This window comes from Arthrobacter sp. RCC_34 (assembly GCF_041360795.1).
Lineage (GTDB): Bacteria > Actinomycetota > Actinomycetes > Actinomycetales > Micrococcaceae > Arthrobacter_E.
On record NZ_JBFUPW010000001.1, the window covers coordinates 65527 to 78580 of the forward strand.

At 62.0% G+C, this 13054-nt stretch carries 8 protein-coding genes; 2 read left to right on the plus strand and 6 right to left on the minus strand.

Going from position 1 to position 13054, the window contains the following annotated elements:
• Nucleotides 1-345 precede the first annotated feature (345 nt).
• From AB6732_RS00295 to AB6732_RS00320, 6 genes are all read right to left on the minus strand, one after another.
• On the minus strand, nucleotides 346-723 hold the full coding sequence (locus AB6732_RS00295) for a hypothetical protein (protein ID WP_370957519.1): 378 nt from the start codon (nucleotides 721-723) through the stop codon (nucleotides 346-348).
• Between the two features lie 32 nt (nucleotides 724-755).
• Nucleotides 756-7643 carry an RHS repeat-associated core domain-containing protein gene (locus AB6732_RS00300; protein WP_370957520.1) on the minus strand — a complete coding sequence of 2296 codons (6888 nt, stop codon included), beginning with the start codon at nucleotides 7641-7643 and terminating at the stop codon, nucleotides 756-758.
• 129 nt (nucleotides 7644-7772) lie between these two features.
• On the minus strand, nucleotides 7773-7952 hold the full coding sequence (locus AB6732_RS00305; protein WP_370957521.1) for a hypothetical protein: 180 nt from the start codon (nucleotides 7950-7952) through the stop codon (nucleotides 7773-7775).
• A 564-nt stretch (nucleotides 7953-8516) separates the two neighbouring features.
• Nucleotides 8517-8972 carry a DUF2690 domain-containing protein gene (locus AB6732_RS00310; RefSeq protein WP_370957522.1) on the minus strand — a complete coding sequence of 152 codons (456 nt, stop codon included), beginning with the start codon at nucleotides 8970-8972 and terminating at the stop codon, nucleotides 8517-8519.
• Between the two features lie 77 nt (nucleotides 8973-9049).
• Nucleotides 9050-10033 (minus strand): metallophosphoesterase, encoded by a 984-nt coding sequence (locus AB6732_RS00315; RefSeq protein ID WP_370959567.1) that lies wholly within the window; start codon nucleotides 10031-10033, stop codon nucleotides 9050-9052.
• A 2-nt stretch (nucleotides 10034-10035) separates the two neighbouring features.
• Complete coding sequence (locus tag AB6732_RS00320; protein ID WP_370957523.1) at nucleotides 10036-12348, minus strand: transglycosylase domain-containing protein; 2313 nt, start codon at nucleotides 12346-12348, stop codon at nucleotides 10036-10038.
• A gap of 37 nt (nucleotides 12349-12385) precedes the next feature.
• Between AB6732_RS00320 and AB6732_RS00325 the strand changes: the two genes are divergently transcribed.
• Entirely contained in the window at nucleotides 12386-12541 is a 156-nt protein-coding gene (locus tag AB6732_RS00325; RefSeq protein ID WP_169795532.1) for a DUF4177 domain-containing protein, read from the plus strand.
• Nucleotides 12542-12543: 2 nt separating this feature from the next.
• Nucleotides 12544-13044, plus strand: a complete 501-nt coding sequence (locus AB6732_RS00330) for a RidA family protein (RefSeq protein ID WP_370957524.1) — start codon at nucleotides 12544-12546, stop codon at nucleotides 13042-13044.
• The last annotated feature ends 10 nt before the right edge of the window (nucleotides 13045-13054 follow it).

Genomic DNA, 13054 nt, shown 5'->3' on the forward strand with positions numbered 1-13054 from the left:
ATTCCTCGGCTTGTCGGTTCGATAGGAGGGGGGAGTGTAGGGTAGTTGACTTTGCTCAGAATGTTCATCTTGGGCATTTGTCAGCGTTGATTTGGCGGTAAACCTAAGTCGTCGCTGTTTACAGAGTATTCTCTGTCGAGGCGTCCGTCCGGCGACTTCGTTTTGACTTAGAGGACGCACAATCACTAGCTCAAGCACACAGAGTTGGCGCTCGGACGATACCGGTGCTGTGTGGTCAGCGGGTCGTCTTCCATTCCAGTGACAACGGTGGGGGTAGCGTTGGTGAAGGGCTCATATCGAGGGCCCAAGCAGCCTGCGCAAACAGATTTGTGGCTGGAATTGAGGTTAGTCCAGCACGATTCGAATCTCGCTAGGCTCCTCGACTCTGTTGGCATAGATGTGAATCGAGTATTCAGAGGCGCCGAGGTCGAACGAGGTCAGTTCTCCGGAAATTATGTTTCCAACCTGCAGCTTTTTGGACGGGATTGAGATTGTTCCAGAAAAAATTTTGAGTTCTCCGCGAGATTCTTCATCGTTTGATGTAGATACGTGAACAGTAACCCTGCCGGCAGTATCCGCCTGCGTCGCCACCAGAATCGCTTGAGCGGCGGCGACGCATGATTCATTCCCAGTTTTCCACTCGGGAATATCTGCGGTTTCAGCGTCGAGAATTGCAACTTGCCCATAGATTGGCAAAATTGAGAAGGTTGTCTTAATTTCCATCGAGTTCACCTTTAACTTATTTCACTTTTCTTTCAGGGCAATCCGGTTACGTTCACTTGGAACGAATCGCCATGGCAGATGTTGTTCCGACGATAGAACTGAGACAGTGTACCTCCTTGGATGCGTTGTTCCTGAAGCGGCACACCTCGTACCCAGGCGCCGTCCCCGCCTTCTCCTGTAGACGCAAAGGGGTATTCGTCGGGACTTCCCTCGCCACAGAAGTCCTGGCAGGCAGCTGCTCGATTCGAGGCAATCTGTTCAGGGTCCGTTGTTCTTGTCAGTACGTTCGGGTATCCAGCGTCCTGTGCTTCTTGAATACTCTGTGCAATATTGGGCATTTTTTCCGCACTAATCTCAAGTACCGGAAGAGTTTCGGCGGCGGAACTCTCCGCTACAACCGCTCCCGCTTCGACTGCTTCTCCGGCAAAAATTGCGCCGTCGAGCATAGCCAATTCGGGGGTGGCGAGACCAGCTGTTCCAATGTCTATGGCGACGCTGGCAACGACAATCCCTGCATTCATCCAGAACGTTGAGTCGTTCCACCAGTCGAGGCCGGTTGGATCGACCGCGTTGAGTGGGTTGTTGCCCGCATACGCATACCACTGGAGGGTCTTTTGGTACGCAGGATCGCGAGTGAGGAACTGTGTTGTTTTCGGGTCGTAGTAGCGAGCTCGGAAGTAAGTGAATCCGGTCTCCGAGTCGAGGTACCCATGAACGTATTGCAATGGGGTCGTTGCGGTGCCGGTGTGGCTCGTGGTCGTGCCGTGAGCGTCGTAAGCGTAGCTACCTGCCAGGTTTCCCGTGCCATCAGTGAGCGCGCGAGTAGACCCGATCTGGTCACCGAAGAAGAAGCTGGTTTGAGGGGAAGGGCCGGCTGTGAGCTGCTCCAGTGGAACGCCGCCGGGTCCATAGATCCAAGTGTTGGTTCCGTCTTCGAGGAGGTTCGGAGTTGATGCGTCGTCCCAGATGAAGGGCGTTGTCGTGGTTCCGCTGGTTTTGCTGCTCCGAAACCCCGCGCCGTCGTATGAGTACGTGGTGGTGCCGGCCGCGGTGACAGCTTTGGTGAGCTCGTCGGCACCGTTGTACGTGTAGGTGCTGGCGGCCCCGCTGGTGGGCATGGTGCTCGTCCGGTTGCCGTCCGCGTCGTATGCGTAGGCCGTGGCGCCGGCTGGCTTCGTGGCGCAACTGGGAGAGCTGGTGGTGGTTGTTGAACTCCAGCAGAGCTGGTTGGCGGGGTCGAACGCCTGGCTGTCGTTGCGGACGGTGGTGGCGTTGTTCGCTGCATCGTAGGCATTGGTCGAGGGTGTGCCACCTGTCGTGACGGTGCCCAGCTGATTGTTGGCGGTGTATGCGTAGGTTTCGGCCTGACCGGGGAGGCCCGTAGGAGTCTGGCCAGTAAGCTGCCCCGCATTGTCGCGGGTGTAGCTGAGTGAGGCGAGAGAGGTGGCGCCCTTGGTAAGGGCCTGTGCGGTGAGCTGTCCTGCATCGTTGAGCGTGTTGGTGACAGCGGTGCCATTAGGGTACGCGAGTTTGTTGATCTGGCCGTCGATCGTGTAGCCGATGGTGGTGGTGTTGCCGCTCATGTCAGCAACAGTGGAGAGCTGTTCGGAGTCGTCGTAGCTTCGCGTTACGGCCCCATTCCACCCGGGATAGCTTTCGCTGACGAGGTTTCCTGCTTGGTCGTAGCCGTAGCCGATGGTGGAGCCGGCGCCGTTGGTGTGTTCGGTGATCTCTCCGAATTCGTCGAAGGCCCAGGTGCTGGCACCGGTGCCGTCCGTGGCCGAGACCTTGCGGTTGTTCTGGTCGTAGACGACTCCGCTGATCCCGGGAGTTCCGTCCGAGTAGCTCAGTGACGCCAACCGTCCGGAAGCGTCATAGCTGTAGCTTGCGGAGACGTTCTTCGGGGTGATGGTCTTGGTGGTCAGCCCGGCGGGATCGTAGGCAGTGGTCGTGATGTGGTTGTCTGCATCAGTGACCGTGATTTGCCGGTCTTGGCCGTCGTAACCGTAACTTGTCTTGTTCTTGAGACCGTCCGTGGTGGACGCGACCTTGCCGGTGGGGGTGTACGCCGTGGAAGCGATGGTGTTGTCAGGCGCTTTGACGGAGATGGCTTGTCCGGCTGCGTCATAGGTGATGACGGTCGTGTGGTTGTTCGCATCGGTGGTGGACGTCTTGCGGCCGTTGGCATCGAAGACGGCCTTCGATTGGTGGCCGAGGGGGTCAGTGACGATGGTGGTGTTGCCCCAGGCATCGTGTCCGTAGGTCGTGCAGCCCTTCGCGGGAGGGGCGCACGTGGTGGTGATTCCGTTCGAGGTGCCGCTAGGGGACACGGTATTGGTCAGCCACCCGGTCGAGGTGTTGTAGCCCATCAGTGTTTTATGGTTCAGCGGGTCAGTAATGGACGTCACATCACCGTAGGGGTCGTACCCAATCGTGGTGACCTTGCCGCGCGCGTCTGTGGTGGATGTCCGCAAACCTGGGTGTGCGGCGTCGCTGTAGGCGTATCCGATGGTGCGGACTCCGGGAGTGGTTGTGGTGCTGACGGTGGAGTTTCCCAAGGGCGCCGAAGTTTCGCTGACGGAGACCTGTGTGGGGACTCCGGCGGTCGAGTACGTGGTGGCTGTCCGTAGCCCGGTGGGGGAGATGCTCAGCACCTGGTGTCCTGCATTGTCGTACTGATGGACCGTAGTGTTTCCGGCCGCGTCCGACGAGGAGATGCGATTACCGTGGTCATCGTAGGAGTACGTGGTGGTGTGACCGCCAGGATCCACCGCGGTGGTCACTCCGAGGCTGACCGGGTCGTAGGTGTACTTCCACGTCCCGGCGTCGGCGGTGCCTGCCCCACGGGTCTCGCTGGTAAGCAGACCGTTGGTGTCGTAAGTGTCGATGGTCTTGTGCCCGGCTGGATCGGTCACCTGGGTCTGCCCTTGGAGCAGTCCAGTGGTGGTGTCGGGGCCGTAGACGAAAGTGGTGGTCCGGCCGATCGCGTCGGTCTGAGAGGTCACCCGTTCTTTGGCGTCATAAACCATCGACATGACCGGTGCGGGGGTGCCGGTCTTCCCATAGTTCGCCGGCGTCCGCCAGGAATTGAGGAGATGCGCGCTGGTGTATCCGTACTGGGTCCGGTCCGAATTGTCGTCAGTCCCGCCCGTGCGGACGGTTCCCACACCGTAGACGTCGGTGAGGTTGCCGTTGGCGTCGTAGCCGTAGTCGATTTGCCGGTTGGCCGAGTCTTTGACGCTGGTGATGTGGGCGCCAGTCCACGTGAAGGTATAGGTGCGACCAGCTGGATCCTTCGCCGTCGACAGGTGCCCTGAACCGTCATAGGTGAAGGTGGTCGCATACGGGGTGGAGGCGACGGAACCGGCAAGGTCGGATTCGCTGCTCAAGCGCCCTGTGGCGGTGTCGAAGGTGAAGATCGTGTTGCCACGTCGCTTGTAAACATACGTGGTGCCGTTCTTGACCAAGGTGGCGTCGAACCGTGGTGCTGTCGTGGAGTACACCCCACCTGAGAGATTGAAGGCGACTCGGGAGCCGTCTTCTTGCAGGATGGTGACCCTGCCTGTGGTGGCATCGGTGGTAGCGGACAAGCCGTAGTTGTACGTCCATCCCCAGCCGAAGGGGCCGTTCACGGCGAGACTCTTGTTGGGCCCGGACGGGTCCGCCAGAGCTGACGCATAGGATCGGCTCACATTCAAGGCGATACCCAGGCCAGGCGTGCTCAGATCAGTGGCATTGTCACCGTAGTACCCGGTTTGGGTGTTCACCGGGTCTCCGGCTGTGCGCTGCACACATCCACAGTTCACGAACGCAGGGTTGGAACCCTTGGGCTCGTCCTGAACACCCGCCGGGCCACCGATCGGGCTGCCAGGAGTGCCTCCCATGGGGATGAACGCGATGGCGTCGTAGGCGACGTCGTACACGCCTGCGGTCATGTTGCTGGAGTTGTCCAGGCTGACCGAGGCGCCGTTCTGCATCGCGAACGTTCCGAGAGTGGCCCACTGTTCGGAACCCCAGTCCTGGTTCACCCGGAACTTCCAGGGAGCCACTCCACCGCCGGGATTGATCGTGTACACGACATCCGTGGCCGTGGCCCCGGTGGCCGGGAAATGAACCTTGACCTTGTAGTACTGGAGACTGGGGAGGTTGGGTGTCCACGTGCCCGTGTTGATGACCGCGGTATCGGTGCTGGGTTGAGTGTGAGTGAAGAGCATCCGGCCTCCGAGCCCGACTCCCAGCTGATGGGTGTCGATCTGCCCGACAGGGGCGCCCGAGGCGTCTTTTCCATAGTTGAGGCTGAAGGTGCCGTTGCTCGTCCAGTTCGAGTTCGAACAGCCCACGACGTTCTTTGCCGGGGACGGCTGATCGTCCACGATGATGGCGGAGAGCGGCACGGTCCCGGTGTCGAGATCGCAGGTGGGCGGATGCGGATCCGCGTAGCTGGGTTCGGTGCTTCCGGACCCATACTCGTAGGCGGATGTCGCACAGGATGCTGCGCAGTTCGTCACCCATGTGGCCGGTTTGTGCCACCAGCATTCGTAATCGGCCAGGGTGCAGTACTTCCCTGTGGCATCGGTGGGATTACAGCTATTGCTGCTATCGCACATCGCATTGACACCCGGGAATTGAATCCAGCTGGCGCCATGGTAGTCGGGGGTCGAGAACCCGTAATACCCGTAGCGGATCAGAGGGCTGGCCATCCAGCCAAGGACGCGTTCCTGGTAAGGCCAATCGGCAGGGTGGGCCGCGTCGGCATAGCTGTTCTGCAGGAAGGGGGCCCTGTTGGGCGGGAACGCCGGGTTGCGCGGGTTGTTCGCCCAGCCCACTCCCCAGGTTCCGTCGGGGCCGGTGCAGCTGGGGCCGGGGGTGCAGCCCGTGCTGTTCCCGAACGCCGCCGTGGGCTGAATGCCCGAGTTGTAAGCCCATAGGGCGAAGTACCAGTTCTCCAGCTTGGAAGGGTCGCCGTCATTGGCGATGATGCCAGCCGAGTAGAGCTGGTTCCAGGTGTCCTCCAGGATCTGCAGTCCTGCTGAGATGTTCTCCTGGTAGTCGTTCGCGATTTTCATCTGGCCGTGGAGGCTCAGAGATGAATCGCCGGCACGCATGCCATTCGTCACCTGGGCGATACCGTACCCGCAGTCCGCGCTGGGATAGTCGATCTGATCGATGCTTCCGGCCGACCCGTAGTAGTCAGCGATGAGCGGATCGGCGGAGACGCCCGGAAGCGCGTGCCACGAGGCCTGATTGAAGTTGGATTCCTGCGCCAGGATGCCCAGCATCACCGACCGTGGGACCGTGGTCTGAGAACTCCCGGAGGGGTGGGTCAGAGGAATCGGTGAGAAGTCATCGCTCGGGGCATAGGCCGCCAAGCCCATATTGTGGAAGTTCGCAGGTCGTGAATACTGCGAACCGGAAAGCAAACCCTGTTCTGCCATCTGGACGGCCCAGTTGACTTGGGCGTTGGACGGTTGCGTCACCTGCATGGCCGGGTCTAGCCGAGCGATTGAACACGTCGGCGTTCCGGCGGCGGTGGCTGTCCTCGGAGTCAGGACACTTGCGAGGGTTGCGGTGCTGGTCTGGGCAGCACTCGGTGCGTTCGTTGGTTTGACGCCGACTCGTGATGGCGGTTGGGTCGTAGGTGCTGGAGATCGGTGCACGCCGTTTCCGGAATGCCTGCCTTTCTCCCGAGGTGCGCTGAAGTTTCTTTCGGAGGAGTGGTCACTGACGACACCATCCGGCACATCGTCTGACACGTCGGTCTGCGTCTGGACAACGGCGGAGTCGAATGTCCGATCGCCAACCTCGCCCGTGGTGACCTTGAGTACCTGCCGTTCCTGAACCGACGCCTTGGCAGCTTCGTCTGCAGACTGTTCCGCCTTCACGGCGCCCCGCGGCGTCGTCTTGACCGTGAAAACGGCCTGACCATGGAGCGAAACGGCGTCCAGCATGCCGGGAAGTTTGGCGGCATCGACGAGGTTGAACTGGCCGCTGCTCGACTTTCCCTCCAGGCCCACGACAGTGTTCGGGCCGCGGCCTGTACCCGTGAGGGAAAGTTGATTGAGCTTCCCGGCTCCGAGTGTTGTGGCGGATTTTCCGTCGTAGTGCATCAGTTCGCCGCGCTGGGAATCCGGCTTCGCGACGAGGAAATCGACGCCGCCCCGCTGAGAGGGCCGCAGGTTGAATGGTGCTCCGTCAACCGTTGCAAGAACCTTCGGTGTGGCAGGATGTGCGGCGGTCCCGTTTCCGTCGAGGGACACCAGCGAGGATCCTGCGACTCCGATGAGGCCTCGCTGCGTCAGAACGGGGGACGTCACCTGTGAAGCGACCGTGGTCTGACGGATCTTCTTCCGAGCGGCCAGATCGAAAACGACCACGTCAGTGGTCTGTTCCTCAGCGCCCAAGCCGGCAGTGAAGGCAACGACATCATCCTTCCCGCACGCCGGTGAGAAGTACTTCAGACCGACCCCGGTTGCGAGCGGAGTGACTTTGCCCGTGGCCGTTTCGATCGAGTAGGCAAAGGCGCCGTGAGCCCGTGCGGCACTCACGGTGACAGCCGACGAAGCCAAGATTTCCACTGCGGCAAAGCGTCCGTCCCCGGTCAGACACTGGTATCCAGTCCACGAGGAAACGTTGGCGTTCTGCGGGCGAATGGTGGCCAGCGATTGCCACTGATAGTCGTTGGCCCCCCGGGCGATTTGCAGGTGATAACCCGACTCGTCTCCATACCCGTCGAGAGCCAGATCGCTGGAGGTGGCTCCGTCTATCGTCCGGGGAGACGGGACCTGGGCGCTGGTGGCCGAGGCACGAGGCGTGATCTCAGCGCTCGCTTGGGCTGGGACCTGCAACAGAGTGGCTGTAAGAACCGCAACGACCGTCGTGGCGATTCCTCTGGACATGATTTTGCCGAAGGGGAGAGTCATAGACATGGGGTCCTCGTGTAAAGGTGTGGGCCGCGAAGTTCGACCCCTGGCACCGAGGACCGACCTCCTCTTGCTGGAAGACCGGAACGGCGTTGCCCGGGTAGACCCTCGAATAGCTGCAGAGAGTGGTCAGAGGGGGAGGGTGTTGAAGTACCCGGAGTCTTGCGGGGGATAGCCGATCTTCACCATCTGGCTCGAGTCCATGTAGGCCATAGACGTCCAGTACGCAGTGGTGTAGTTCACGGGGTACGCCTGGTAGACGTGCTCTTGGATCCAGGTTCCGCTGTAGTAGGTGTCCTTGGTGAACAAGCGAATGGATTGAAATCCTGAAATCGGGTATGAGTTGTTACGCAGCCAGACCGCTTGGCAAGCTCGAGACCAACGGACTTCCTCGGCACCGAACCATCCGATCGTGTAGGCATCGTTGCTGCACCCTGTCGTTTGAGGGTTCAGCCCTTCGCAGCTCACGTGATAGCAGGAAGCGGCCTGGGCTGGCGAAGCGGTGATGACGCCGCCAACAGCAACGGTCGTCAATGCCGCGAGACCGGCGAGGACTCTGCGGGCTCGAGGAGCAAGAAGTTTCATGGGGCAATCATCAACGGGAAGTGCGTATTTGTAAAGTCGATAACTGATGATGCAAATCCCGAGCCGCTGCATGACGGATGAGCGTGCCGAGCGGTTCCGTTGGCGGCCCTTGCCAGCCTTGTGAGGGTGGCGGGATTGCCCGGGAAGTCAGTGGCCGTGACACGGGTTTGACAGCTTGCGAGGCCCTAGCGGACGGCTCGATGCCCTGGCTGATAAGAGCAGCCAGGGCATCGGGCGATGTTCCGATCATGATGACCGGGCCGAACTTGGAGCAGAGATCGTGAGTGACTAGCAGACTCGTCTGGTCGGCCAGTTCAGGGTTTGAGCCACGGACGTGTTTCCTGACATATTAATCAGTACGCATGTGGAACCAGGCGCTTTCAACATGCCGGTCCACCAATACGCGTAGCCGTTGCCGACCCCGCGAGCATATGTCCCTGGGACGTATGTGCCGTTCGGGATATCCAGCCGGATCGACGCAACCATCTGATAGGCGGCATTCTGCTGAGTGACGCGGACCCAGTTCGTGCCGCATTTAGGCGAGTACCTCAGCTCCACGTTGGCCTTGTACGCGCCGTCGTAGTCGTAGGCAGGCCACGAAGCGACGTTGTAGGCATCGGCTGAACATCCCGACGCCTGAGGGTCGGCTCCGTCGGTGATTTGTGCAGATGCGGGTGCCGCGCTGAGCAGCGTGGCCGCCAGGCCGACAGCGAGAACGGCCAGGGACGAAAGCACTTTCTTCATGAAACTCCTTAGTGACTCGTGACGTGACGTCAGTGTCACCGCAGGAGAAGTCATATTCCAAATTGTGCGAGCGTCGGTCAGCCCTCGCGTGCCGTCAGCTCCAGCATCACGGCTTCAGGGCGGCAGGCGATGCGGTACGGCGCGAAGCGGGAGGTGCCGATCCCAGCGGAGACGTTGACCGGCGTCGTGTGCCCCTTGCTTTCCCAGTCGTGCAGGCCGCGGGCCCGCCAGGTGGGCAGATCGCAATTGGACACGAGTGCGCCGTAGCCGGGGATGCAGACCTGACCGCCGTGCGTGTGGCCGGAGAGGATCAGCTCGGCGCCAGCCTCGGTGAGCGTGTCCAGGGCCCGCTGATACGGTGCGTGCACGACGCCGACGCGCAGCGACGGAGCCGCCCCGGCGGCGATGCCCTGCGGCCAGCCGGTGAAACGCTCACGCTCGATGTGCGGATCGTCCATGCCGGAGAAGTCGAAGCGCATCCGGTTGAACACCAGGGACTGGTTGCGGTTGGTCAGATCGACCCATCCGGACATGCCGAACCCGGCGCGCAGGCGCGGCCAGTCGAGCGCGACCGGTTCCTTGCGCTGGCGGGACGGGCCCGCGAAGTAGGCCAGGGGACTCTTCAGCCGCGGGGCGAAGTAGTCGTTGGAGCCGGGAACGAACACGCCGGGCCTGTTCAGAAGTGGTTTCAGAGCATCCAGCAGCGGGTCGATGGCATCACGATGGCTCAGGTTGTCCCCGGTGTTGACCACCAGGTCGGGGTTGAGGTCGTCGAGGGAGCGCAGCCACTCGGCTTTCTTGCGCTGCCCCGGGATGAAGTGGATGTCGCTCAGGTGCAGGATCCGGAATGGCTCGGCGCCCTCGGGAAGGATGGCCAGTTCCTCGTGGCGGACACCGAACTGGTTCTTCTCCCAGGAGCCATACGCCAGACCGGCCGCACCCGCGACGCCGGCCAGCACGGCCGTCTTCGCAGCGGTTGCGGCGAGGCCGCGCCCGGTTTCCCGGACGCGGCCTGCGAGCGACGTGGCAGCGTTCAGCTGCCCTGTCAGCGGGTCACCCATGGTCACGGCGTCTTCTTGGGGTTGGGCTTGTTGTTGCCGCCGCCGTTGTTGCTGCCGCCGTTGTTACCGCCACCGGTCGGCTTGGTGTCAGTGGGCTTCTGGTCTTCCGGCGTGTTCGACGGCGGGTTCACCGGCTGGACGGGCGGCGGGGTGTACGAGCTGCCGAGGAGGGAGTCGGGCGCCGGGTCGAATTCGCTCGTGTTGTAAAGCCCGACGACCTTCTGCATGTACCGGGCCATCTGGGGACCTGCAATATCAGAGCCGTCAATGCGGGCGTAAGGCACGTCGTTGACCTTGACACCCTGGCCCCATTCGGTCGCGGCCTTTCCGAACACCTTGCCGAAGTAGGACGCCGTGGCGAGACCCTTGGTGTACGCGACCACCCACGTCTGGGAGTTCGTGTTGTTGGTACCGGTCTTGCCCGCGATGGGAGCCGGGACCTTCTCCGGGATCAGGAGACCCGACCCTTTGTTCATGACGTCCTGAAGAACGCTGGTGACGGCCTTGGCCACATCCGGCTTGATGACCTCCTTGCAACTGGAGGTCTGTCCCGGATACTTCTTGCCCTGCGGATCGACCACGGAGTCGATGGCGATCGGTTCGCAGTAGGTGCCGTTGTTCGAGAAGGTCGCGAAGGCACTGGCCATGGTCATGGGCGCCACCTGGGTGCTGCCGAGGATATTGCCCAGGATGTGCATGTCGAGCTTCTGAGGGGTTTTGGCGTTGGCCTGGGTGGTGTGGAGCTGAAGAGCGTCCGCCATCCGCTGAATGTCACAGAAGTCGTCGAGGGCCGCCGCCGTGGCGAAGGTCGCCGTGTTGACGGACAGGGTGACGCCTCGTCGCACGGTCATCCGCTCGTAAAGATTCCCTTCGGAGTTCTGCAGGGCGACGGAGCCGGGAACGGACGGGTCGTAGGCGTCCGTCACCGGTGTACAGGTCGTCTTCCAGGGGAAGCCATAGGGATAGACGGTCCGTGTGGCATCCACGACGTCGTCCGTCCGCTTGCCTTCCGTCAGCCAGGCGCTGAGGGTGATCGGCTTCATGGTCGAGCCGGGCTGGAACCCGTCCATGCCGCCCAGCGGATTACCGTTGGCGTCGATCCGGTCCACGTTGTAGTTGTAGTCCGTCACGATCGGAGAGCCCTGGTTCTCCACCTTGCGGGAGTTCTGGGCCATGGCCACGATCTTGCCCGTGCCCGGCTGAACCGTGATGAGGGAGGCGCCCCACTTCTCGGCGTTGACATTGCCGGCGGTGGAGTCGACCTGCTCCTGGGCCGGCTTCTGAAGCCGCGGGTCCAGGGTGGTCTTGATGGTGAGGCCACCGCGCTGGAGCAGCTTAATGCGGTCCTGCTGAGTGTCGCCGTACGCCGGGTTGTTGAGGATCAGGTGCTCGACGTAGTCACAGAAGTACGGAGCGGTGGTGGAGTACTGGCAGCCCTGGCGGGGACGGGTGATCTTGGTGGTCACCGGGGTCTTGACCGCGTCGTCGTGCTGCTTCTGGGTGATCTTCCCGTTCTTCAGCATGGCGTCCAGGACCAGGTCGCGACGCATCTTGGCGTTCTCCGGATTGGTCACCGGATCGTAGGCGGAGGGGTTGTTGACGACGCCGGCGAGCATGGCCGCCTGCGGCAGTGTCAGATCCTTGGCGGACGTGGAGAAGAAGTACCGTGCCGCGGCTTCGATGCCGTAGGCGTTGGCGTTGAAGAAGACGATGTTGAGATAGCCCTCAAGGATCTGGTCCTTGGTCATCTTCTTCTCGAGCGCGATGGCGAGCTTCATCTCGCGCAGCTTCACGCCGACGGTCTTGCTCGACGTTCCGTTGAGCTTGACCTCGTCATCGCGGCCCTCGGCGACGAGGGACTCGTTGATGACGTTGTTCACGTACTGCTGCGTGATGGTGGACGCACCCTGGCGTCCGCCCTTGGCCGTGGCGACCAGGGCACGCGCGATACCGGTGGGGTCCACGCCGCCGTGCTCGTAGAAGCGGTTGTCCTCAATGGCGACGATTCCGTCCTTCACGAACGGGGAGATGTCCTTGAGCGCCACACGGGTCCGGTTCTCAGCGAAGATCGTCGCGATCTGGGAGCCGTCGGCCGCCAGGACGCGGGTCGCCTGCCCCGGAGGAGCGACCGTCAGTTCTCCGGGAAGGTCCTCAAAGAACTGGACGGAGCCACTCGCCGCACTGCCGGTCACCGCGGCGGCAGGGACCAGGAGTCCCGCCACCAGGACCCCGCAGAGAGCACTGACGCCCAGAAATGCCACGATCTTCCCCAAGACCGTGGCAGTGTCGAATAGCGGATTCTTCGCTTGAGCCATGTTCTCCAGTCTAGCCGGAGCCACTACGCTTGACCTCATGAGCAAATGGGAGTACGCGACCGTACCACTGATCATCCACGCCACGAAGCAGATCCTGGACACCTGGGGCGACGACGGCTGGGAACTCGTCCAGGTGGTCCCCGGACCTGATGGAAACGGCCTGGTCGCCTATCTGAAGAGGGAGAAGGCCTGAGTATGTCTTCCCACGTCAACGCTGAGAACAGCGCCATCGAGGCCCGTCTGGCGGAGCTTGGACTGAGGCTTCCGGAGGTCGCCGCGCCGGTGGCGGCCTACGTGCCGGCCATGGTCAGTGGCGCCCACGTCTACACCGCGGGTCAGCTCCCCTTTATTGAGGGCAAACTCCCAGTGACCGGAAAGGTCTCCGCGGAGGTCGCCGAGGGTACCGTGAGCGCCGAGCGCGCCAAGGAACTCGCCGCCACGAGCATCGTCAACGCCCTCGCGGCCGTCAAGAGCGTCATCGGCAACCTGGACCGGGTCACCCGGATCGTGAAGGTCGTCGGTTTCGTGGCGTCCACCCCCGATTTCACCGGTCAGCCGGCCGTCATCAACGGCGCGTCCGAGCTCCTGGGGGAGATCTTCGGTGAGAAGGGGCAGCACGCCCGTTCCGCCGTCGGCGTTGCGGTCCTGCCGCTCGATGCTCCCGTCGAGGTCGAACTCATCGCCGAGTTCGCCTGAATCCTGTCAG

Excerpts from the sequence above, each read along its gene's own strand:
- AB6732_RS00310 (WP_370957522.1), bottom strand. The coding sequence starts at position 8,972 with ATGAAGAAAGTGCTTTCGTCCCTGGCCGTTCTCGCTGTCGGCCTGGCG.
- AB6732_RS00315 (WP_370959567.1), bottom strand. The coding sequence starts at position 10,033 with ATGGGTGACCCGCTGACAGGGCAGCTGAACGCTGCCACGTCGCTCGCA.
- AB6732_RS00330 (WP_370957524.1), top strand. The coding sequence starts at position 12,544 with ATGTCTTCCCACGTCAACGCTGAGAACAGCGCCATCGAGGCCCGTCTG.
- AB6732_RS00320 (WP_370957523.1), bottom strand. The coding sequence starts at position 12,348 with ATGGCTCAAGCGAAGAATCCGCTATTCGACACTGCCACGGTCTTGGGG.
- AB6732_RS00325 (WP_169795532.1), top strand. The coding sequence starts at position 12,386 with ATGAGCAAATGGGAGTACGCGACCGTACCACTGATCATCCACGCCACG.
- AB6732_RS00295 (WP_370957519.1), bottom strand. The coding sequence starts at position 723 with ATGGAAATTAAGACAACCTTCTCAATTTTGCCAATCTATGGGCAAGTT.
- AB6732_RS00300 (WP_370957520.1), bottom strand. The coding sequence starts at position 7,643 with ATGACTCTCCCCTTCGGCAAAATCATGTCCAGAGGAATCGCCACGACG.